The following is a 21,944-nucleotide window of genomic DNA, read 5'->3' on the forward strand; positions in this document are numbered from 1 at the left end:
GGCAACATCGATCGAAACCCGCGCCGGTAGAGCCACGCCATGCGTGGCCCTACCCACCATCCTCAGAACCCGTGCGTGATCGCCGCCGGCGCGCTGTTGGCCGAGAAATCCGCGTATGGATCGTGCTCGCCGCTGCCGCCTTCGGACAGCCGGAACTTCAACGCCAGGCCATCGCGCGAGTCGGCCGCGCGCAGCGCTTCCTCCTGCTCGATGATGCCGTTCTTGGCCATCCGGAACAGGCACTGGTCGAAGCTCTCCATGCCTTCTTCCAGCGAGGCTTCCATCGCGGCCTTGATCTCATGCACCTGGCCGCGGCGCAGCAGGTCGCGGATCATCGGGGTGTTGATCAACACCTCCGTGGCCGGCAGGCGACGCCCGTCCTTGCCCTTCACCAGGCGCTGGGACACCACCGCGCGCAGGTTCAGCGACAGGTTCATCAGCACGTTGCGATGGGCGCTTTCCGGGAAGAAGTTGAGGATGCGCTCGATGGTCTGGTCGGCGTTGTTGGAGTGCAGCGTGGCCAGGCACAGGTGCCCGGTCTCGGCGAAGGCGATGGCCGCCTCCATGGTTTCGGCATCCAGGATCTCGCCGATCAGGATCACGTCCGGCGCTTCACGCATCGCGTTCTTCAGCGCGTTGTGGAAGGCATGCGTATCCAGCCCGACCTCGCGCTGGTTGACGATGGACATCTTGTGCTTGTGCAGGTACTCGATCGGGTCCTCGATGGTGAGGATGTGCCCGGTCGTGGTGCTGTTGCGGTGGTCGATCATCGAGGCCAGCGAGGTCGACTTGCCCGAACCGGTCGAGCCGACCACCAGCACCAGCCCGCGCGGGGTCATGATGACGTCCTTGAGCACCTGCGGCAGGTTGAGCTCTTCGATGCTGGGAATCTTGCTGCGGATGGCACGGATCACCATGCCCACCTCACCGCGCTGCTTGAACACGTTGACGCGGAAACGCCCGGCCTCGGCCAGGGCGATGGCCATGTTGAGCTCCAGCTCGCGCTCGAACTCGGGCACCTGGCCCTCGTCCATCAGCGAGTAGGCGATCTTCTTGACCATTCCGGGCGGCAGGCCGGTATTGCCCAGCGGGTACAACTTGCCCTCGATCTTGATGTATACCGGTGCTCCGGTCGTCAAGAACATGTCCGAAGCGTTCTTTTCGGTCATCAGCTTCAGGAAATAGCCGATATCCATGCGAAATGTTTCCCCAACAATCGGCCGCGTGCCATTGCAAGCACGCCGCAGGCTTCCGACAATGGCCGCGCTCCTACTTCTGGCGACGGCACCCCCAATGAATCCTAGCTTCGCACAAATACGACGTGTCCCGTACCGGACGCTGCTGATATGCGTGACGGTGTGCACACTCGCGTTCGCAGGCGCCGCCCAGGCGCAGGACGGCGCGCTGGAGCTGATGCAGGCCCGGCAGGCGGTCGACAAGGCCACCCAGGCCGATGCCGACCAGTACGCCCCGGACCTGATCGCCGTGGCCCGGCAAGGGCTGGAACAGGCCCAGCGTGCCGCCGGCGACCGCCGCGAGCGCAAGAACGCCCCGGCCCTGGCCGTTCGCGCCACGGTCGATGCCGACCTGGCCCGCGCCCGCAGCGAGGAAGCCACGGCCACCGCCCAGCTGCAGCTGCGCCGCAATGAGGTGACCCAGCTGCAACGCCAGTTGGCTACCGGGGAGAACCGTTGATGAAGGTCGCGCCAATGAAGTCCCCCACGCTGCGTGCCTCCACCCTGCTGCTGGCCGCCAGCCTGGCCCTGCCGCTGCTGGCCCAGGCCGCCGAAGACCCCGCCGTGGCCCAGTTGAACCAGCGCCTGATGGCCATCCAGGCCAACCCGGATGCGTCGCAGCTGGCCGCCTTCGAGCGGTTGCAGGCCCAACAGGCCGTGGCCGACCTGGCCAAGGCCAAGCGCCGCGACGTGGACCAGGCCCGTTACCTGGCCGAGCGCCGGGTCGAGATCGCTGAAACCAGCGTGCGCGCCGCGCTGGCCCAGCGCGAGGTCGACCAGCTCGAACGCACCCGCAGCGAGCTGCTGATCGAAGCCAGCCGCCGCGACGCCCAGCGTGCCCGCCAGGAGGCCGAACGCCTGCGCGTGCAGGCGCAGATCCAGGCCGAGGAGAGCGAGCGCCTGCGCGTGGCCGCCGAACAGGAAGCCCTGGCCCGCCAGGATGCCGAAACCGCGCTGACCAGCGTGGCCGGCAAGCAGACCGCGCGGCTGAGCGCAGCCCAGCAGAACGCGGCAAAGCTGGCCCGCGAAGAGGCCGAGCTGGTCTCGGGCAGCAAGCTGCCGGGCTCGAAGTTCGACACCCGCGGCGAAGTCTTCACGTTCAACGGCGACGCCTTCGCCGCCGGCAAGGGCGCGCTTTCGGGCGGGGCCAAGGGCCAGGCCAAGGCGCTGGCCGAGTACCTCAACATCGGCAAGAAGGGCCGGGTGCGGATCGAGGCCTACGACGCGGCCCCCGGAGTGGGCGATCAGCGCGCCCAGGCCCTGCGCGACGCGCTGGTGGCCGCAGGCGTCAGTGCCAGCCGGCTGCAGGTGAGCGGCAAGAAGGCGGCGGCGACCAAGGCGCGTTCGGCCGAGGTGATCATCGCGCCCTGAGCAGGGCGTAGTGGGCGGTCACGACCGTTGGCCACGGTGCAACTGGTTGTTTTTGTTTAATTTTCGTTGTTCTGCGTGTTCAGCCTGAACCTCTGCTGGGCCACGTCGAAAATTTCAGATGAAACGCTTGAAGACCCTCCGGAGCAGGCGTAGGGTCAGTTGTCCGGGTGGCCTTCCGCGACCCGGACGATTGGAGGGCCGGGCCGATGAACCGAGGGCACGAACCACAGCAGTCTGCAGTCCGGGCAGTCCCGGTTGCGCGTGCAGGTTCGGTCGCGGCTGGTGTCCGGCGCTCCACCCAAAAGCAACGCCCCGTGCCGTGAGGCCGGGGCGTTCTTGTTTCTGCAAGAAGCGATAGGAGGTTCATCATGTTCGAAGGTCAGCCCCAGAGCGAGATCGATGCACGCCGCAAGCGTGACCCGGAATTCAAGGCACTGTACGAGCGGCACCAGAAGTTGAACAAAAAGTGCATGGATGCCCAGCTGGGTGTGTTGCCGATAGACGATCTGACCCTGGGCCGGATGAAGCGTGAGAAGCTGCTGGCCAAGCAGAAGCTGGAACGGATGTACGACTCCCCCATGCATTGAGCCCTTTGCGGTGCCCACCCACGGTGGGCACCGACTCCCAGCCGCCGCGGGCGGCGTCCGTCTCCTCGTCGAGGGACGCCGTCCGCGTCGTTCTGTGCAGGGCCTTGCAGTGCAGGCCCTCTGCCGGCCGCCGACAGCCGTAGATCGCGGCAACCTGACTTTCTCCGCCAACCGTCGGATAATCACCGGTCCGGCCGCATTGCGGCGCGAATCGATGTGAACCGATGGCAATCCATTCCTCCGTACTTGAACTCATTGGCCAGACCCCGATCGTCAAGGCCCAGCGCCTGGATACAGGCGTCTGCGAGCTTTACCTGAAGCTCGAGAGCGCCAATCCCGGAGGATCGATCAAGGATCGCATCGGCCTGTCGATGATCGAAGCCGCTGAAAAGCGCGGCGAACTCAAGCCCGGCGCGACCCTGGTCGAGGGCACCGCCGGCAACACCGGCCTGGGCCTGGCGCTGGTCGCCCAGCAGAAGGGCTACAAGCTGATCCTGGTCGTGCCCGACAAGATGAGCCGCGAGAAGATCTTCAATCTCAAGGCGATGGGCGCCGAAGTGCGCCTGACCCGGTCGGACGTGGCCAAGGGCCATCCGGAGTACTACCAGGACATGGCCAAGCGCGTCGCCGAGGAAACCCCGGGCGCGTACTTCATCAACCAGTTCGGCAACCCGGACAACCCGGCCGCGCATGAGTTCGGCACCGGTCCGGAAATCCTGGCGCAGATGGACGGCGACCTGGACGCGATCGTCTTCGGTTGCGGCAGCTCGGGCACCATGACCGGCCTGTCGCGCGCGTTCGCCACTGCCTCGCCCAAGACCGAACTGGTGCTGGCCGACCCGGTCGGCTCGATCCTGGCCGAGTACATCAACGACGGCGTGCTCAACGACAAGTCCGGCAGCTGGCTGGTGGAAGGCATCGGCGAGGACTTCCTGCCCTCGATCGCCGACTTCAGCCGGGTCACCAAGGCCTATGCGATCAGCGATGCCGAGAGCTTCCATACCGCGCGCGAGCTGCTGGGCAAGGAAGGCATCCTCGGCGGCTCCTCCACCGGCACCCTGCTGGCGGCGGCGTTGAAGTACTGCAAGGAGCAGACCACCCCGAAGAAGGTGCTGGTGCTGGTCTGCGACACCGGCAACAAGTACCTGTCCAAGATGTACAACGACTACTGGATGCTGGACAACGGCTTCCTGGAGCGCCCGCAGTCGGGCGACCTGCGCGACCTGATCCTGCGCCCGTATGGCCAGCGCGACACCGTGGTGATCGGGCCGAAGGACCTGCTGACCACCGCCTACCAGCGCATGAAGCTGTATGACGTGTCGCAGCTGCCGGTGATGGACGGCGACCAGCTGGTCGGCATCGTCGATGAAAGCGACGTCCTGCTGCACGTGTATGGCGACGAAGCCCGCTTCCGCGACCCGGTGGCCACGGCGATGGTCAGCAAACTGGACCGGCTGGACGTGAAATCGCCGATCGAGGCCCTGCTGCCGGTGTTCGACCGCGGCCAGGTCGCCATCGTCATGGACGGCACCGCCTTCCTGGGCCTGATCACCCGCATCGATCTGCTGAACTACCTGCGCCGCCGGGTCCAGTAAACCGCCCCGCACCGGCCGCAGCTGTCATGAATCAGCGTTTATCCGCGTCAACGGCCAATTAAGCCGCCGCTGATAGACTTCCGCTCCTTTTGCGGGAGCCCCTTCCGGGGCTCTCCATCGCTGGGAAACAACATGTCCGACCACGCTTCCTCCGGGCACGGCAACCGTGCGCTTGCCCTGGCTACCCTGGCCATCCACGGCGGACAGTCGCCCGATCCGAGCACCGGCGCGGTGATGCCGCCGATCTACGCGACCTCCACCTATGCCCAGTCCAGCCCCGGCGAGCACCAGGGCTTCGAGTACTCGCGCACCCACAATCCCACCCGCTTCGCCTACGAGCGCTGCGTGGCCTCCCTGGAAGGCGGCAGCCGCGGCTTCGCGTTCGCCTCGGGCATGGCCGCCAGCTCCACGGTGATGGAGCTGCTGGACGCCGGCAGCCACGTGGTGGCGATGGACGACATCTACGGCGGCACCTTCCGCCTGTTCGAGCGCGTGCGTAAGCGCACCGCCAACCTGCAGTTCAGCTTCGTCGACCTGACCGACCTGGCCGCCTTCGAGGCCTCGATCACCGCACAGACCAAGATGGTCTGGATCGAAACCCCGACCAACCCGATGCTGAAGATCGTGGACATCGCCGCGGTGGCCGCCATCGCCAAGCGCCATGGCCTGATCGTGGTGGTCGACAACACCTTCGCCTCGCCGATGCTGCAGCGCCCGCTGGCGCTGGGCGCGGACCTGGTCCTGCACTCGGCCACCAAGTACCTCAACGGTCACTCGGACATGGTCGGTGGCATGGTGGTGGTGGGCGACAACGCCGAGCTGGCCGAGCAGATGGCCTTCCTGCAGAACTCCATCGGGGGCGTGCAGGGGCCGTTCGACAGCTTCCTGGCCCTGCGTGGCCTGAAGACCCTGCCGCTGCGCATGAAGGCCCATTGCGCCAACGCGCTGGCCCTGGCGCAATGGCTGGAGACCCACCCGGCGGTGGAGAAGGTGATCTACCCCGGCCTGACCTCGCACCCGCAGCACGAACTGGCCACGCGCCAGATGAACGGCTACGGCGGCATCGTCTCGATCGTGCTCAAGGGCGGCTTCGACGCGGCCAAGCGTTTCTGCGAGAAGACCGAACTGTTCACCCTGGCCGAATCGCTCGGTGGCGTGGAGAGCCTGGTCAACCATCCTGCGGTGATGACGCATGCTTCAATTCCGGTGGAACGCCGCGAAAAGCTGGGCATCAGCGACGCACTGGTGCGCCTGAGCGTGGGGGTTGAGGAGTTGGGCGATCTGCAGGTGGATCTGGAACAGGCGCTGGGCGGCGAGGCCCGCTGAGATGGGCATCCTCTCGGTTTTCGGCAAGCACCGTTCGCTGACCTTCGAGCTGACCCAGCGTGAAGTGCTGGGCCGCTATCGCGGTGCGAGCTTCGGCCTGCTGTGGTCGCTGATCAGCCCGTTCCTGATGCTGCTGGTCTACACCATGGCCTTCGGCTTCATCATGAAAGGCCGTTGGCCGGGCTCGTCGGGGTCCACGACCGATTTCGCCCTGATCCTGTTCGCCGGCCTGACCGTGCACGGCTTCTTCGCCGAATGCTTCACCCGTGCCCCGCAGCTGATCGTGAGCAACACCAGCTACGTCAAGCGCGTGGTCTTCCCGCTGGACATCCTGGTGTGGAGCATGACGCTGTCGGCGCTGTTCCACCTGGTCATGAACATGGTGGTGCTGCTGCTGCTGTACCTGTGCGTCAAGGGCAGCATCCACCCCACCGCCGTGCTGCTTCCCGTCGTGCTGATCCCGCTGGTGATCCTCACCGCCGGTATCGGCTGGATGGCATCGGCCCTGGGCGTGTACCTGCGTGACATCGGCCAGATCGCCGGGGTCATCGCCGCGGCGATGCTGTTCCTGTCCTCGGCGATCATCCCGGTCGAATCGGTGCCGGCCAGCTATCGCATCGTCTTCGAACTCAATCCACTCACCTTCATCATCAACCAGGTGCGTGAAGTGGTGATCTGGGGCCGCCTGCCGGACTGGACCGGGCTGGCCATCTATACGTTGATCGCCTGCGTCGTGGCGGTGATCGGCCACCGTATGTTCACCAAGCTGCGCGTGGGGTTTGCCGATGTCCTCTGAAGTCGCTGTCGCGGAAACCGTCATCGAGGTCAACGGTGTCGGCAAGGCGTACCACATGTACGAACGCCCTTCGCACCGCCTGTGGCAGGCACTGGCCGGCAAGCGCAAGTCGTACTACAAGGATTTCTGGGCGCTGCGCGGGGTGAGTTTCTCCATCCGCCGTGGCCAGACGGTGGGTATCGTCGGTCGCAACGGCTCGGGAAAATCCACCCTGCTGCAGATGATCGCCGGCACCTTGAACCCCACCGAAGGCAGCATCTCGGTGAAGGGGCGGGTGGCGGCGCTGCTGGAGCTGGGCAGCGGGTTCAACCCGGAGTTCACCGGTCGCGAGAACGTCTACCTCAATGCCACCATTCTTGGCCTGACGCGTGCGCAGATCGAAGCGCGCATCGACAGCATCCTGGCCTTCGCCGACATCGGTGAGTTCATCGATCAGCCGGTGCGCAGTTACTCCAGCGGCATGTCCGTGCGCCTGGCCTTTGCGGTGATCGCCCACGTCGATGCGGACATCCTCATCATCGATGAGGCGCTTGCCGTGGGCGATGCGTTCTTCTCGCAGAAGTGCATGCGCTTCCTTCGCGAGTTCCAGAAGAACGGCACGCTGCTGTTCGTCAGCCATGACGCCGCAGCGGTGACCAACCTGTGCGAGAACGCGGTGTGGCTGCAGAATGGCCAGATGCGCCTGGTCGGCACCTCGCAGGAGGTGATCGAGGCCTACATGACCGAGCAGCATGTGGTCGGGCGGCGCGAGGTGGGGTCCGAAGAGATCGTCGTGGCGCACAAGAAGCCGCGCAAGCTGCTCAGCGATGCGCCCGATTTCCGCCAGGAGGCGCTGCGCGAGGCCGGCGTCCAGAACCGCATGTCCCTGTTCGAATTCGATCCGGACAACGTGGGCCAGGAATTCGGCGCCCAGGGCGCGCGTATCGTCGATGTGCGCCTGACCGATGCCGACGGCAACCGCGTGCTGGTGTTCGAAGGTGGCGAGCTGGTCCGGCTGGAACTGCAGGTCGCCCTCGAGCAGGCGCTGGACAACCTGATCGTCGGGTTCTACGTGAAGGATCGCCTCGGCCAGCGGCTGTTTGGCGACAACAGTTACTTCGCCTGCAAGGACAAGCCGGTATCCGGCGAAGCGGGCGAAACGGTGGTGGGCTCGTTCCTGTTCCGGATGCCGGTGATGCCGTCGGGGTCTTACATGATCGATGCGGCGGTGGCGTCCGGCGACCAGCACGACCACACCCAGCAGCATTGGATCCATGACGCGCTGGAGTTCCGCGCGATGGATGAAACGATGCGCTTTGGGCTGCTCGGCCTGCCGATGCTGGCCATCGAAGTTTCCAAGGAGTCGCGATGATCGAGTTTACCGGTGAGCGCTTTGTTCCTACCGAACAGGGCGTGATCAGGCAGGAACACCTGCACCGATATGCATGGTGCCTGCCGCTGGTGGCAGACAAGGACGTGCTGGACGTGGCCAGCGGCGAGGGCTACGGCAGCGCGATGCTGGCGTCCACGGCCCGCTCGGTACGCGGCGTGGATATCTCCCACGAAGCGGTGGCCCATGCCGCCGAGCGCTATGCCGCGCTGGGCAACCTGCGTTACCTGCAGGGATCGGCTGCCGCCATTCCGCTCGATGACGACAGCGTGGATGTGGTGGTGTCGTTCGAGACCATCGAGCACCTGCTCGAGCAGGAAGAGATGATGGCCGAAATCCGCCGGGTACTGCGCCCGAGCGGGGTCCTGGTGATGTCTTCGCCAAACAAGGAGATCTACTCGGACAAGGCCGGTTACCACAACGATTTCCACGTCAAGGAACTTTACCTTGGCGAGTTCAAGGCGCTGCTGCAGCGTCATTTCCCCGCCGTGGAAGTATCCGGCCACCGCATGGCGGTGTGTTCGACCATCACGCCATTGCAGGGCGGGTCGCAGCAGACGGTGTACCAGGCGCTGGCCGATACCGGCGAGCGCGTGGAGCAGCGCGTGGCCGAGGTCCCCGATGCGGTGTACTTCGTGGCGCTTGCCGCCGCCGACGCAAGCTTGATCCCCGCACTGCCGGCCTCGATTCTCTACGCCGAATCCGAAGACCTGTACGGTCACCACCACGAGGTCGCGCGCTGGGCGCAGGGCCTGGATGCGGAGAAGGAGGGCATTCACCAGTGGGCGCTTTCACTCGAATCGGATCTGGACAAGTCCAGGGCCGACTACACCCGCCTGGAAGGCGAGTTCGAGGACCGCACCCGCTGGGCGCTGGAACTGGACAAGGCGCTGGCCGAAGCCAGGGACGCCGGCACCGCCGCCAAGCTGCAACAGACCAGGGAAGAACTGCAACAGATGAAGGACCAGCTGCAACAGACGAAGGACGAACTGCAGACGCTGCAGCAGGAGTACGCGTCCTACCGACAGGCCGGTGAGGAGCACGCTGCCGAACTGCAGCGCCAGCTGGGCAATGCCCACGACGCGCTGACCGGATACCGCGTCGATACCGATGCGCTCCGCCGCCAGGCGGGGTTCGACCCCGCCGTGGAGGGCAGGGAGGTCGTGGCCGAGGGCGAGGTGCGGCGCATCATCGCCAGTTACGAAGAACAGGTGCAGTCGCTGCACCAGACCCTGGACCAGGTGTTGAGGTCCAAGTCCTGGCGTATTACCCGGCCGATGCGATTTGCCTCGCGCGTGGTCCGCGGCGATGTGCCCGCACTCATGTCGTCGCTGCGCGCCTCCGGGCTTGCGCGGCATCCGCTGCTGGCGCCGCTGGCGCGTCCGGTGCGCAACTGGATGCTGCGGCATCACAAGGAATCGGTGCAGCCGCCCAGCGACCTGTCGCTGCCGCTGGTGATCGAAGACGCCGACGAAGTGCTCAAGACGCTGTCGTTCCCGGTCTACGACGCGCCGGAAGTCAGCATCGTCATCCCCACCTACGGCAACCTGCCGCATACGCTGGCCTGCCTGCGCTCGATCGCCGACAACCCGCCGGCGGCCACCTACGAAGTGCTGGTGCTGGAAGATGCCTCCGGCGATGTGGAGATCGAGAAGCTGGTGCCGGTGCCGGGCCTGCGCTTCCACCACAATCCGAAGAACCTCGGCTTCCTGCTGTCCTGCAACCAGGCGCTCGAGCTGGCGCGTGGCCGCTATACCTATTTCCTGAACAACGATACCGAGGTGCGTCCGGGCTGGATGGACGCCATGCTGGATGTGTTCGCGCGCATGCCCGACTGCGGCATGGTCGGCTCCAAGCTGGTGTATCCCGATGGGCGGCTGCAGGAAGCCGGTGGCATCATCTGGCAGGACGGCTCGGCGTGGAATTACGGTCGCCTGGACAGCCCGGCCGCCAGCCAATACAACTACCTCCGCCGCGTCGATTACTGCAGCGGCGCCAGCCTGCTCATTCCCAGCGAACTGCTGCGCACGCTCGGTGGCTTCGACCCGGCCTTCGTTCCGGCCTACTGCGAGGACTCCGACCTGGCGTTCCGCGTCCGCCAGGCCGGGCTTGAACTGTACTACTGCCCCAGCTCGGAAGTGGTCCATTACGAGGGCATCTCGCACGGCACCGATACCGGCAGCGGCATCAAGTCGTATCAGGTGGCCAACCAGCAGAAACTCCGCGAGCGCTGGCAGGCCCAGCTTGCGTTGCATGAGCCCAATGGACAGCACGTCGTGCGCGCCCGCGACCGCGCGTGGGAGCGCGATACGGTGCTCATCGTCGACCACTACGTGCCGCAGCCGGATCGCGACGCAGGCTCGCGCACCATGGTCGCGTTCATCGACGCATTGCTGGCGCGCGGATGCATCGTGAAGTTCTGGGCCGACAACCTCTACTACGATCCGGACTACACCCCGCCGTTGCAGGCGCGCGGCGTGGAAGTGATGTACGGCGGGCAGTGGGTCGGCGGCTTCGGGCGTTACCTGCAGGAAAATCCGCATATCAGCACCGTGATGCTGTCGCGGCCGCACATCGCCGAGCACTACATCGAAGCACTGCAGCGACACCCGCAGATCCGCGCGGTGTACTACGGCCACGACCTGCACTTCCGTCGCATGGACATGGAAATCCAGCGGGGCAGTGCCACCGAGGCCGATGCCCGTCGCATGGAACAGCTCGAACGCCGCATCTGGGGCAGCGTGGACCGCGTGCTCTATCCCTCGCAGGAGGAGGCCGATGACGTGCGTGCACTGGCCCCCGGCGTGGATGCGCAGGCGATCCTGCCGTATGCCTTCGATCACTTCAACGATGCGGCCAGTCCCGAGCAGCGCGCTGGCATCCTGTTCGTGGCCGGTTTCGCGCACGGTCCCAACGTGGACGCGGCGCAGTGGCTGGTCGAGGCGGTCATGCCGCTGGTGTGGGAGAAGCACCCGGGCGTGAATCTGTCCCTGGTGGGCTCCAACCCCACCAGCGCGGTCCGCGCACTGGCGGCCAGCCATGTGGAGGTGACTGGCTTCGTCACCGACGAGGAACTGGCGCGGCGCTATGCCGAGGCCCGCGTGGCCGTGGTGCCGCTGCGCTTCGGCGCCGGGGTGAAGGGCAAGGTGGTCGAGGCGATGCAGCAGGGCCTGCCGCTGGTCACCACCGGCATCGGCGCACAGGGTCTTGATGGTCTGGACACCGTCGCCACGGTTGCCGATGATCCGGCGCGCATCGCCGCCGGTCTGATCGAACTGCTCGAGAACGACGGCCACTGGATCGAACGGTCGCGTGCTGCAGCCAGCTTCGTTCGCGCCCGGTTCTCGCGCGACGCGTTGGGCCAGGCACTGGAAAAGGCATTTGATATGGAGAAAACCGCATGATCGTCCGCTCGCGTGCGCCGCTGCGCCTGGGCCTGGCGGGGGGCGGTACCGACGTCTCGCCGTTCTGCGACCAGTTCGGTGGCTTCGTCATGAACGTCACCATCGACAAGTTCGCCTACGCCACGCTGGATCCGTCGCCGACCGGCGAGGTGGAATTCCACGCGCAGGATGCCGATGTCAGTGAGCGCCTGGCGCCGCAGGACGTGGTCGCCACGGCCGGCCCGCTGCAGCTGATGAAAGGCGTGTACCTGCGCGTCAGCGAAGACTACCTGGGCGGCGACCGTCCGCCGCTGCGGATCCGCGCACACTCCGATGCGCCTCCGGGGTCCGGACTGGGGTCCTCCTCGACCATGGTGGTGGCCCTGGTCACCGCGTTCGCCGAGTATTTCTCGCTGCCGCTGGGTGAGTATGAGATCGCCCAGCTGGCCTATCGGATCGAGCGCAACGACCTGGGCCTGTCCGGTGGCAAGCAGGACCAGTACGCCGCGGCATTCGGTGGCTTCAATTTCATGGAGTTCTATGCCGAGGACCGGGTCATCGTGAATCCGCTTCGGATCAAGAGCTGGATCTGGTCCGAACTCGAGTCGGGACTGGTGCTTTACTTCACCGGCGTGTCGCGGGCCTCGGCCAAGATCATCGACGAGCAGTCGCGCAATATCCGCGAAGGTCGCAGCGATTCGCTCGATGCCATGCATCGGCTGAAGATCGAGGCCACCCAGATGAAGGAGGCGCTGCTGCGCGGCGACTTCGCCCGGCTGGCCAGCGTGATGCAGTCCGGCTGGGAAGCCAAGAAACAAAGTGCCAGCAGCATCTCCAATCCGATGATCGATGAGATCGAGGCGCTGGCGATGCGCCACGGCGCACGTGCGACCAAGGTCTCCGGCGCCGGTGGTGGTGGCTTCATGATGTTCCTGTGCGATCCGGCCCACCGCGTGGGCCTGGTGCGCGCGCTCAGCGGTGCCGGTGGCACCGTTTTCGATACTCATTTTACTGATCAGGGAGCAAGCTCATGGAAACTGGGATGAACCGGTTTGTGCAGTCCGAGTTCGACAAGACGCTGGCGAACTTCCAGACGATGGCCAACGACCAGGCGCTGCGTGCGCAGATCGGCGATGCCGTCGCGCTGTGCGTGTCCGCGCTGAGGGCCGGCAAGAAGATCCTGTTCGCCGGCAACGGCGGCAGCGCCGCCGATGCGCAGCACTGGGCCGGTGAGCTGGTCAGCCGCTTCTACTACGATCGCCCCGGCCTGCCCGCGATCGCGTTGACCACCGACACCTCCATCCTCACCGCGATCGGCAACGATTACGGCTACGACTACACCTTTGCGCGTCAGATCGAAGCGCTGGGCCAGGAAGGCGATGTGTTCGTGGCGATCTCCACCTCGGGCCGCTCGAAGAACATCATGCGCGCGCTGGAGGCGTCCGAAGCCAAGGGCGTACGCGTGATCGGCTTCACCGGCGAGGGCGGCGGCGACATGCGCGATCGCTGCGACATCTGCTTCCGCATTCCGTCCAACGAGACGCCGCGCATCCAGGAGGGCCACGAATTCATCGGCCACCTGCTGTGTGCGCTGATCGAAAGCGAAATGTTCCCGCGCTGACATGGCCGTCAACGAGATCCTGATCCTGGCGGGGGGCTTCGGCACCCGCCTGCGCAGCGAAGTGCCGGATCTTCCCAAGCCGTTGGCACCGGTTGCGGGCCGCCCGTTCCTGGCCTACCTGCTGGACCGCTACGCGGCCGCCGGCATGACCCGGGCGATCCTGGCCACCGGCTACCTCGGTGACGTGGTCGAACAGACCATCGGTGCGCGCTGGGGCGCCATGGACGTGGTGTACTCACGCGAAGAGACGCCGTTGGGCACCGGCGGTGCCATTGCGGCGGCCGCACGCCTGGCCAGCGGCAACGGCCTGCATGTCTGCAATGGCGATACCTATCTGGAGTATTCGCCGGCGGCGCTGGAAGCCGCCGCCGCCGGCCTGCCGATGGCGATTGCACTTGCGCGGGTGGACGATGTCTCGCGGTACGGTACGGTCGATGTCGCGCAGGGCAAGGTGCTGCGTTTCCACGAGAAGCGCCCGGGCGGTGCCGGTCTGATCAACGCCGGCAGTTACTTCCTCAGTGGCGCCGCGCTCGCTGCGTTGCCGACCGGGGCGGCATTCTCGTTCGAGAAGGACGTGCTGGAACCGACGGCCGCCAATGGCCAGGTCGGCGCACTGGTGGACACCGCCGCGTTCATCGACATCGGGGTGCCGGACGACTTCCGCCGCGCGCAGATCGAGTTTGCAGCGCGATGAGCGATGCCTCTACCGGCCCCGGCGTGGTCGAAGGGGTGGGCATGGCGGACGCGACTGCCGGACCGGTGCTGTTTCTCGACCGCGATGGCGTCATCAACGTCAATCATGGCTACGTGCATACGCCTGAGCAGACCGAGTGGGTGCCGGGCATCTTCGAGCTTTGCGCGCTGGCGCAGGAGCGCGGCTGCGGGGTGGTGATCGCCACCAACCAGGCCGGTATCGCCCGGGGCTATTACGACATTCCCACGTTCGAGGCGTATACGCGGTGGATGCATGCGCAGTTCGCACAACGTGGCATCCGCATTGCCGCGACCCTGTTCTGCCCGCACCATCCCGACGCCGGGGCGGGCCCGCTTACCGTCCATTGCACCTGCCGCAAGCCGGCACCGGGCATGTTTATCGAGGCCGCACGCCGCTACCCGGTCGATCTGCCCCATTCGGTCCTGGTGGGGGACAAGATCAGCGATATGCGTGCCGGGCACGCCGCCGGCGTGGGCCGCCTGTTTCTGTTGGCCGGCGACACGGGTAAAGGTGACGCGCCGCACAATACGGTGACCGTCGCGGATCTGAGGTCCGTGCAGCAGTTCCTGTAGGCCACGGCACTCGGCCGCGCAGTCATCTTTGTCACGCGGCCGGGCTGCTAGGATGCTTCCACCATCATGGAAGGGAGAGGTCCGTGGCGCGATTCGAGTCGGTATCGGAAGAGGGCGACTGCCTTCTGTGCAGCTTGCCGGCCACGCCCTTCCGGGTGGTGGATGGCGTGCAGTATTTCGAATGCAGTGCGTGCGATTTCATTTTCGCCGACCCTGTCCTGATCGCTGCCATCGACGCCGGGAATTCCCCGCGGGAATATGACGAGGATTACTGGCGATCCGAGCTCGAATCGGCACGCGACCGCTCGTTCGGCTCCTCGCTGGCCCGCCTTGGCGAGGCACTGCTGTACTGCTCGGTGCCGGTGCGGAAATTCATCGATATCGGTACCGGCCCCGGCTTTCTGCTCGATGCGGTCGAGCGGTATCTGCCGGCCAGTTCCAGCCAGTTCTACGGCGTGGAGAAATTCCCGCCGGACCCCGCGTTCCGCTCCAGCCATGCCAATTACGTCTGCGCCGATCTGGGTGACATGGGCATGACCTTCGAATGCGGGGTCTGTGTCGAAGTGATCGAGCACTTGACCCCTGCCATGGCCAGGTCGTTGGCCGGCTCACTGCGCAAGGCGGCCACGCCGGGTTCGCTGTTCCTGTTCAATACCGGCCTTACCGACTACGTCCGTCATGAAGATCCGGGCTATCTGGATCCCTTCCTGCGGGGCCACATCACCTGCTGGTCGGTCACGGCTGCGCAGAAGGTATTCGCCGTGCACGGATTCAAGGTGCTTCCCCTCCCGGGCAAGAGCTGGGCATTCGTGGTCGAGTATCCGTCGGACGATCCGAAGCAGGATGTTCCACTGCAGGACCGCATCTGGACCGCGCCCCAGGCCAATGTCGATCTGCTCACCGATGGCAGCATGGGCACGGTGATGCACATTCTCGCCCGGGAAAGCGCACGGGCCTATCGTTGAGCGGACAGCAGGCACGGGTGGCGGTTTGGCCAAAGCAGGTACAATTGCGCCCGGTCCGGACCCATTCCGCATGTACGTGGTCTGCCATCTGCCCGGGGTACCAGGCGGATGACAGTTTGCCCGCAGACGGCGGATTCCGGCGCACCCAGCTCACGTCGTTTGAATAAGGCCACCATGACCAGTCGTTTCTCCTGGCTGCTTGACAGTGTTTCCATCGACGAAGGGCTTCGTCGGCGCGCCGACAACTTCCTCCTGCTGCGCATCCTCGCCGCATCGATGGTCATTTACGGGCATGCGCGCGCCATCGCACCGGCCGTGGGGGCCGAGGACATCTTCGTCCGTCTTGGCCTTGGCCATTACAGTGGCGACATCGCGGTCAACATCTTCTTCCTGGTCAGCGGCTTCCTGGTCACCGGCAGCCTGATGCGCCAGCGCAACCTGCTCAACTTCTTCAAGTTGCGGGCGCTCCGCCTGGTGCCGGGGTATGCGGTCAACGTGCTCCTGCTGGCGCTGGTGGTCGGCGGCATCATGACTACCCTGCCGATCGGTGAGTACCTGCACCGACAGGAAGTATGGGACTACGTCTTCAAGAACATGCGGCTGTCCTCGGACATGGCGTGGAACCTGCCGGGAGTGTTCGAGACCAACGCCAAGACATCCACCATCAATGGCTCGCAGTGGACGCTTCCGGCGGAAACCCGGATGTATGTCCTGCTGGGCGTGGCGGGCCTGGTCGGGGTGTTCGCCTCGCGACGGGTGGCAACGATCGCGGTGCTGGCCGTGGTTGCCATCGGTGCCCTGTACCCGTATTACCTGCCCCTGCACCAGGACTGGTTCCGCCTCGGCCTCTACTTCGCCCTGGGCGTGCTGATCTACCTGCATCGCGAATCGATCCGCGTCGGCTACATCATGCTGATCGGCCTGGTCCTGCTGGCCGTGCTCACCAAGCACCTGCCCACCTATTCGCTGACATTCCCGCTGGCGCTGAGCGGCTTCGTATTCGTATTCGCCTACATGACCCCGGTGGTGGGTTGGCTGGAGCGCTTCGGTGACCCGTCGTACGGCATCTACCTGTGGGGCTGGCCGTGCCAGCAGCTGGTCGCCTTCCTGGTCCCGTCTGCGGGTCTGTTCGTCCACGTGACCCTGGCCCTTACGATGGCCGTTGTGTTGGGCTACGCCTCATGGCATCTGGTTGAAAAGCATGCGCTCAAACTCAAATAGTCCCGCGATGGGTACGCTGCCGGGCGGGAATGGCGTGCTGCACGATCTTCGCCCGGAAGTCGCAAGGTTCGCATGGTTGTCGCTCTTGGCGGTCATGGCGTATCTGCTGGTGACACGCCTGGTGACGCCGGGTTTCTTCGAGCCCCTGACGCCTACGCACTCGGACGTCTGGCGATACTTCGCGTTCTCGAAGACGGACTACATCTTCATCGATGTGACGTCGCCACGTCCGCTGATGATTCTGGCGCTCAAGCTCCTCGGGGGCATCGACAGTTTCCCCTGGTTCGTCGCCGCGATCCTCGTACCTGCCGTGCTGCTGCCTGCAACGCTGCTCAGGACCGCCGAGAAACTGTTCAACGTTGCTGCGGGGCCGTGGTTCGCCTTCAGCTACTTTGTTCTGGCTTACACCCTCCCGTCCTTCTATGAGCTGCAGACGCTGGACTTCGGCGGCTGCCTGTCCGGGATCGTTGCGTGCCTGTGCGTACTCGCATTCCGACGCTACGCGATGGCCACGGTCAATGGCACCTCATCCCTGCTGATCGCAGTCACGCCGTTCTTCCTTGCCTGGGCAAGCATCGAGACCAAGCCTACCTACTCCATCCTGCTGGCCTCGGTGCCGTTCTTTTTCGCCACGCGCGTAGGGTGGAAGAAGGCTTTCCTGAACGCGGTCATTGTGTGCGCCGTGGTGGTTGCCATTCTTCTGAAGGACAAGTATTTCGGCAGTCCTTTCCTGGATACATCGGCCGGAAGCGCCTCGACCTACAAGATCGCCACCGGCCTGGGAGATATGGTCGAGTCGTTGAGGTTCTATCTGCATTCAATGCTGCCCCTCGGGGCGGCGCCACTGGTCGCCATCTGTCTTTACCTGCTGGGCCGTCGGTTCGGCTGGAAAGTTCCACTGTGCGTGGCCGTGATATCCGTCCTCGCGGTGGCACCGATGGTAGCCATCCCGCGCAACAAGCTCGCCATGTATGGCTGGTTCGGAACTTCGCTGCTGCTGTTGCCGTTGGCGCTTGTGCATGTAGACAGCCTCCGGGGGCGTATTGAGCGTCCAGTAACGGTAGCGCTCCTCTGGGTGTGCATGGCCATCGGCCTGGTGGCGATCATCCGGTCCCAGCCGGATGTGAGGTTCTGGTACGGCTACAACCAGAAGATGAGCGCAAATGCCTACGCTGGCATCCGCGCGCTGCAAAGCCGCGTGCAGCCGGGCGAGCGCGTGCTGTTCGTGGGGGGAATCAACGCCTACTCGCCGTTCAAGAACGACGGGTTCATCAAAGCCAACTTCCCCTACGATTTCGAGTGGAAGGTCGCGATTCCGGCGGTCGACGCGGTATTGATCCCGATGTCGACCGATACCACCCGCCTGATCGAGGGACGACAGGTGCGTAGCGTTGATTTCGACAAGGTGGTGTATTTCAACAAGGACAGCCGCCTGGTCCGGATCGACGATGCACGCAGCCTGGACGCGTTGTCACCGGGTGCATTGATCAACGCGCTTTACTGCCGGCAGGGCAAGCCGGCGGATGTGCCGGCGGAACTGGGGTGCCTGCAGGCGATCAAGGAAGAGGGCGCCTTTGCCGAACTCCAGGCCGCGTCCACGGTGCCACCGGCGCAGTAATGAAAACGCCGCCGGCCCAGGGGGACGGCGGCGTCGAACCGCGCGGCAGCGCCTGCCGCGTCAGCGGCGGCAGGGGTGTTCAGGCGCCCTGCTGGCCCGCCTTGGCGCTCATCCATTCGTCGTAGCCCACGCCCTGCCAGGGCATGCCGCGATCAAAGGTTTCGCGCCACGGGTACACCGGGGTGCCGTCAAACTTCGACTTGATGTCGCGCACGCTGGCCACCTGCTTTCCGGGGTTGCCCACGATGACGGCCTCGGCCGGCACGTCCAAACGCACCAGCGAGGATGCCCCGACCAGCGCGTCCTTGCCGATGGTCACGCCCGGCAGTATCACGCTCATCGTGGCGACCACGGCGAACTCCTCGATGGTCACACCCACCAGGGTGCTCGACGGCGGGTGCGGATCGTTGGTGAGGACCACATACGGGAAGATCCACACGTAGTCCTTGATGGTGCTCTTGTGGCCGACGTGCACGTTGCTGTGCAGGCGCACGTAGTTCCGATGTCGCAGTGGCCCTGGATGTCCGACAGGGTGCCGATGCGAACGTGGTGGCCGATGTTGGCCTGCTCACGAATCGTCACCCGGTGGCCCGTCTCGAAGTGATCGCCGAAGGTGCTGCCGGCGTACACGATGGTGCCGGAGCGGATCAGCGAGTTGCTGCCGATCGACAGCTCCGGATTGACGTACGCGTCACGCTCGGTGTGGATGGCCACGTTCGGCTCACCGATGAGGCAATCGGGACCGATGAAGGTGTCATCGCCGATCACGACGTTGTCATAGACGATCGTGCGTGCGCCGACGGTGACGTTCCGGCCGAGGCTGACGTTTTCGCCGATGAGTGCGGTGGGGTGGATGCCGAAGTAGTTCTTCATTCTTCTTTGTGTATGTATCGGTGATGTCACGAGCACGTGCAAAATCCGATTGCCGTGCTCGGCCCATTCCCTCATGTGCAGCCACCGCCACCACCACCGCTATCGACGCAGGGGTAGTGGCGGCGGAAGCACCGTATTCACGTAGAGGAACAACAGACCTCAACGCCATTCACGGCAGAAACAGGACGCCGTCCATGTTCAGGTCGCGAGCTTGGGCTGCGGTTCGCCGGGGACGGCCTCGGTCACGGCGACCTTGGGCATGGTCGAGCGGATATGCAGCACGCGCAGCAGTACGTCGCGCGCAGGCCCCTCGATCAACAGATGAAGCCCGACGCTGGTGGCGATCGCAGCGATCAGTACTTCCACCTGGGCAACTGCCAGGCCCGAGAACTGCGTCAGAGGGGGAAGTAGTGCGGCCTTGAAATAGAACTGATGGATCAGATAGAACGCGAAAGAGGCTTCACCGAGCAGGATGGGCAGTTTCCAGGTGACGCGCAGGTCGAGCTTTTCCATCTGCGCAAGCATCAGCACCATGAAGGTGAAGATCGCCGCGTAGGGAATGATCCACATGGTGTTGGTCTTCTCCATCGTGCCCATGACCATCAGGAGTGCAATTGTGGATGCGACCAGTCCAATGGTGCTGCTGACGCGCCCCATCGGCGTTGCAGCGGGCGATGGTGAGGAAGATGCCGATGCCGGCAATGAATTCACCCAGGCGCGCCACTGGGAAGCGATACAGCCATCGATGCGAGCTGTTGGGGTCGGGGAAGAAAAGCGCTGCCATGTCCGGATTCAACCAGTAGTAGAGCGCCCCCGCAGCAGGAATCATCAACCCGAGCAGCGTCAGGATCGGCCCCAGTGCGCGCCCCTTGAACGGTCGCAACGCGGCTGCAATGAACGGGAAGGTCAGGTAGAAGAACATTTCCACCGACAACGTCCATGCCACGGCAAGCAGGCCGAATGACACGAATACGTCCGAGCTCCATGCCTGGGTAAAGGTCAGGAACGGGACCAGGTTCGGATCGTCGGTCTGGATGGCCTTCAGTATGAAGGGCGCAGAAACCACCAGCCAAAGCGGGACGATGCGCGCGATGCGCTTCCAGTAGAACGAAAGCGTGCCGCTGAAGCTCATCCTGCCCAGCTTGTCGAGGTTCGATGCGGCCAGCACGAAGCCGCTCAGGATGAAGAAGAACGAGACGCCGACATGACCGTTGTTGGCGAAATTCTTCCATAACGGGTTGGTCATCGCCTCGTATTCGAGCGGCGAGGAATGATGGAAAAAGACCAGCAGCGCAGCCACGAACCGGGCTGCGGTAAGGTTATTGAAGCGAAGTAGCACGTGGATCCCCTGTGCTTTGTTGCGATTCAAGTGTTTCTGGCAATCAGCCCTTGCTGGTGCGTTCCCAGGTAAGGACAAGCTTGCTGAGTATGTAGGTCAGCGGCAGTGTCGCGCAGACCGAGATGAGCGGAGCCACCCGCGCGTCCACCCCAAAATGCGCGACCGACAGTTGCAGGACGAGCGCGCCCGCCAGATAGCCGGCCAGGTACACAAGGGGGAACAACACCACCTTGCGCATACTGTGTCGGGCCCGGAATACGAATCGGGTATTGATCACATAACTGAGCAGGATGCCGGCGACAAAACTGATCGCATAGGCGACCCGATATTCCACCACCAGCAACAGCAGCCAGTACAGCACGAACGTACTGCCGGTATTGAGCGCACCACCTGCCAGGAATCGGGCGATGGTTGGCAGGGATGCGCGCAGGTTCACGCCTTGGCCGCGGCGGTGGTCAGGGCGATGAACTCATCGTAGTGACGGATGTACTCGTTCGAATCGTAGCCTTCCGAGGCGAACACCAGCAGCACCGCGCCCGGTGAATACTGGTACTGGGTGCCCCAGATCATCGGCGGCAGGTGCAGGCCGACGCTTGGCGAATCCAGGGTGAACTCTTCGCGGCGGGTCCCATCGTCGGCCAGCACGCGCACGCTGCCTTTGACGCAGATCAGGAACTGGTGGCAGATGCGATGCGCATGCTCGCCGCGGGTTTCCTGGCTGGGCACGTCGAACACGAGGAAGTAGCGCTTGGGCTGGAACGGCAGGTCCTTGGAGAACTCGCCCACCGACAGCGCGCCGCGCAGGTCCTGGTAGCGCGGCAGCTTGTGCAGCTTCACCCCGGACACGCTGCTGAGGGGCGCTTCATCGCTGGATACTGCGGTCGGGCGGGTCTGGGTCTTGCCATCGGTGACATAGCCGACGATGCGCGCCGGATTGCCCACCACGATGGCGTTGGGCGGGACCGAGCGGGTGATCACCGCGCCGGCACCAACCATGGCACCGCTGCCGATGCGCACGCCCGGCAGCAGGGTGGCATTGGCGCCGATCGAAGCGCCGGCTTCGACCACGGTCTCCGGGAAACTGTCCAGGTGCTGGCGGGAGCGCGGAAAACGGTCGTTGGTGAACGTGGCATTGGGACCCACGAACACGTCATCGCCGAGACGGGCGCCATTCCACAGCTGGACGCCCGACTTCACGGTGACCCGGTTGCCGACCACGACATCGCCTTCGACGAACACGCCATCGCAGAGGTTGCAGTCTTCGCCGATCACGGCACCGGGCAGCACGTGGACAAATGCCCAGATCCTGGTGCCGTCGCCGATCTGGTCGGATTCGCAAAGTGCATTGGGGTGGCAAT

22 protein-coding genes are annotated in these 21,944 nt (G+C 64.7%); 15 read left to right on the top strand and 7 right to left on the bottom strand.

Annotated features, from left to right (window positions below; translation table 11 throughout):
• Positions 1-62 precede the first annotated feature (62 nt).
• The gene (locus RTO53_RS07650; protein ID WP_038690656.1) at positions 63-1,196 is read right to left on the bottom strand and encodes a PilT/PilU family type 4a pilus ATPase; all 1,134 of its coding nucleotides are present in this window, start codon (positions 1,194-1,196) and stop codon (positions 63-65) included.
• Positions 1,197-1,350: 154 nt separating this feature from the next.
• Between RTO53_RS07650 and RTO53_RS07655 the strand changes: the two genes are divergently transcribed.
• From RTO53_RS07655 to RTO53_RS07725, 15 genes are all read left to right on the top strand, one after another.
• A complete protein-coding gene (locus RTO53_RS07655) occupies positions 1,351-1,695 on the top strand; it encodes a DUF4398 domain-containing protein (protein ID WP_256775311.1) in 345 nt (114 codons plus the stop codon).
• A gap of 14 nt (positions 1,696-1,709) precedes the next feature.
• The gene (locus tag RTO53_RS07660) at positions 1,710-2,606 is read left to right on the top strand and encodes a hypothetical protein (protein WP_312237218.1); all 897 of its coding nucleotides are present in this window, start codon (positions 1,710-1,712) and stop codon (positions 2,604-2,606) included.
• Between the two features lie 368 nt (positions 2,607-2,974).
• A complete protein-coding gene (locus tag RTO53_RS07665; RefSeq protein WP_256775312.1) occupies positions 2,975-3,193 on the top strand; it encodes a YdcH family protein in 219 nt (72 codons plus the stop codon).
• Positions 3,194-3,417: 224 nt separating this feature from the next.
• Positions 3,418-4,788, top strand: a complete 1,371-nt coding sequence (locus RTO53_RS07670; protein ID WP_312237219.1) for a pyridoxal-phosphate dependent enzyme — start codon at positions 3,418-3,420, stop codon at positions 4,786-4,788.
• A 132-nt stretch (positions 4,789-4,920) separates the two neighbouring features.
• Positions 4,921-6,114 carry a cystathionine gamma-synthase gene (locus RTO53_RS07675; RefSeq protein WP_312237220.1) on the top strand — a complete coding sequence of 398 codons (1,194 nt, stop codon included), beginning with the start codon at positions 4,921-4,923 and terminating at the stop codon, positions 6,112-6,114.
• A gap of 1 nt (position 6,115) precedes the next feature.
• Positions 6,116-6,910, top strand: a complete 795-nt coding sequence (locus RTO53_RS07680; RefSeq protein WP_312237221.1) for an ABC transporter permease — start codon at positions 6,116-6,118, stop codon at positions 6,908-6,910.
• Positions 6,900-8,261, top strand: coding sequence for an ABC transporter ATP-binding protein (locus RTO53_RS07685; RefSeq protein WP_312237222.1), 1,362 nt, complete (start codon positions 6,900-6,902; stop codon positions 8,259-8,261). Before RTO53_RS07680 ends, RTO53_RS07685 begins: the two co-directional genes overlap by 11 nt.
• Positions 8,258-11,683: a glycosyltransferase gene (locus RTO53_RS07690; RefSeq protein WP_312237223.1), complete on the top strand. Its 3,426-nt coding sequence runs from the start codon at positions 8,258-8,260 to the stop codon at positions 11,681-11,683. The genes RTO53_RS07685 and RTO53_RS07690 overlap by 4 nt, the downstream gene beginning before the upstream one ends.
• A complete protein-coding gene (locus tag RTO53_RS07695) occupies positions 11,680-12,708 on the top strand; it encodes a dehydrogenase (RefSeq protein ID WP_312237224.1) in 1,029 nt (342 codons plus the stop codon). Before RTO53_RS07690 ends, RTO53_RS07695 begins: the two co-directional genes overlap by 4 nt.
• A complete protein-coding gene (locus RTO53_RS07700; RefSeq protein WP_312237225.1) occupies positions 12,705-13,283 on the top strand; it encodes a D-sedoheptulose 7-phosphate isomerase in 579 nt (192 codons plus the stop codon). Before RTO53_RS07695 ends, RTO53_RS07700 begins: the two co-directional genes overlap by 4 nt.
• A 1-nt stretch (position 13,284) precedes the next feature.
• Complete coding sequence (locus RTO53_RS07705; RefSeq protein WP_312237226.1) at positions 13,285-13,977, top strand: sugar phosphate nucleotidyltransferase; 693 nt, start codon at positions 13,285-13,287, stop codon at positions 13,975-13,977.
• A complete protein-coding gene (locus RTO53_RS07710) occupies positions 13,974-14,570 on the top strand; it encodes an HAD-IIIA family hydrolase (RefSeq protein ID WP_312237227.1) in 597 nt (198 codons plus the stop codon). Before RTO53_RS07705 ends, RTO53_RS07710 begins: the two co-directional genes overlap by 4 nt.
• Before the next feature lie 158 nt (positions 14,571-14,728).
• Complete coding sequence (locus RTO53_RS07715; RefSeq protein ID WP_312237228.1) at positions 14,729-15,535, top strand: methyltransferase domain-containing protein; 807 nt, start codon at positions 14,729-14,731, stop codon at positions 15,533-15,535.
• A 174-nt stretch (positions 15,536-15,709) separates the two neighbouring features.
• Positions 15,710-16,756 carry an acyltransferase gene (locus RTO53_RS07720; RefSeq protein ID WP_312237229.1) on the top strand — a complete coding sequence of 349 codons (1,047 nt, stop codon included), beginning with the start codon at positions 15,710-15,712 and terminating at the stop codon, positions 16,754-16,756.
• A 7-nt stretch (positions 16,757-16,763) separates the two neighbouring features.
• Positions 16,764-18,374 carry a hypothetical protein gene (locus RTO53_RS07725; protein ID WP_312237230.1) on the top strand — a complete coding sequence of 537 codons (1,611 nt, stop codon included), beginning with the start codon at positions 16,764-16,766 and terminating at the stop codon, positions 18,372-18,374.
• Between the two features lie 79 nt (positions 18,375-18,453).
• On the opposite strand, the gene RTO53_RS07730 is transcribed toward RTO53_RS07725, so the two are convergent.
• The 6 genes from RTO53_RS07730 to RTO53_RS07755 all read right to left on the bottom strand — a co-directional run.
• Positions 18,454-18,753, bottom strand: coding sequence for a hypothetical protein (locus RTO53_RS07730; protein ID WP_312237231.1), 300 nt, complete (start codon positions 18,751-18,753; stop codon positions 18,454-18,456).
• Positions 18,744-19,247, bottom strand: a complete 504-nt coding sequence (locus RTO53_RS07735; RefSeq protein ID WP_312237232.1) for a hypothetical protein — start codon at positions 19,245-19,247, stop codon at positions 18,744-18,746. The genes RTO53_RS07730 and RTO53_RS07735 overlap by 10 nt, the downstream gene beginning before the upstream one ends.
• Before the next feature lie 198 nt (positions 19,248-19,445).
• The gene (locus RTO53_RS07740; RefSeq protein WP_312237233.1) at positions 19,446-19,760 is read right to left on the bottom strand and encodes a hypothetical protein; all 315 of its coding nucleotides are present in this window, start codon (positions 19,758-19,760) and stop codon (positions 19,446-19,448) included.
• Positions 19,708-20,586: an acyltransferase gene (locus tag RTO53_RS07745; RefSeq protein ID WP_312237238.1), complete on the bottom strand. Its 879-nt coding sequence runs from the start codon at positions 20,584-20,586 to the stop codon at positions 19,708-19,710. The genes RTO53_RS07740 and RTO53_RS07745 overlap by 53 nt, the downstream gene beginning before the upstream one ends.
• 43 nt (positions 20,587-20,629) lie before the next feature.
• Positions 20,630-21,022 carry a GtrA family protein gene (locus RTO53_RS07750; RefSeq protein ID WP_312237234.1) on the bottom strand — a complete coding sequence of 131 codons (393 nt, stop codon included), beginning with the start codon at positions 21,020-21,022 and terminating at the stop codon, positions 20,630-20,632.
• A partial coding sequence (locus RTO53_RS07755) for a WxcM-like domain-containing protein (protein ID WP_312237235.1) occupies positions 21,019-21,944 on the bottom strand: 926 nt, incomplete at its 5' end. The genes RTO53_RS07750 and RTO53_RS07755, both read right to left, overlap by 4 nt.

The sequence above is a fragment of the Stenotrophomonas sp. genome (assembly GCF_031995405.1).
Classification (GTDB): Bacteria; Pseudomonadota; Gammaproteobacteria; order Xanthomonadales; family Xanthomonadaceae; genus Stenotrophomonas.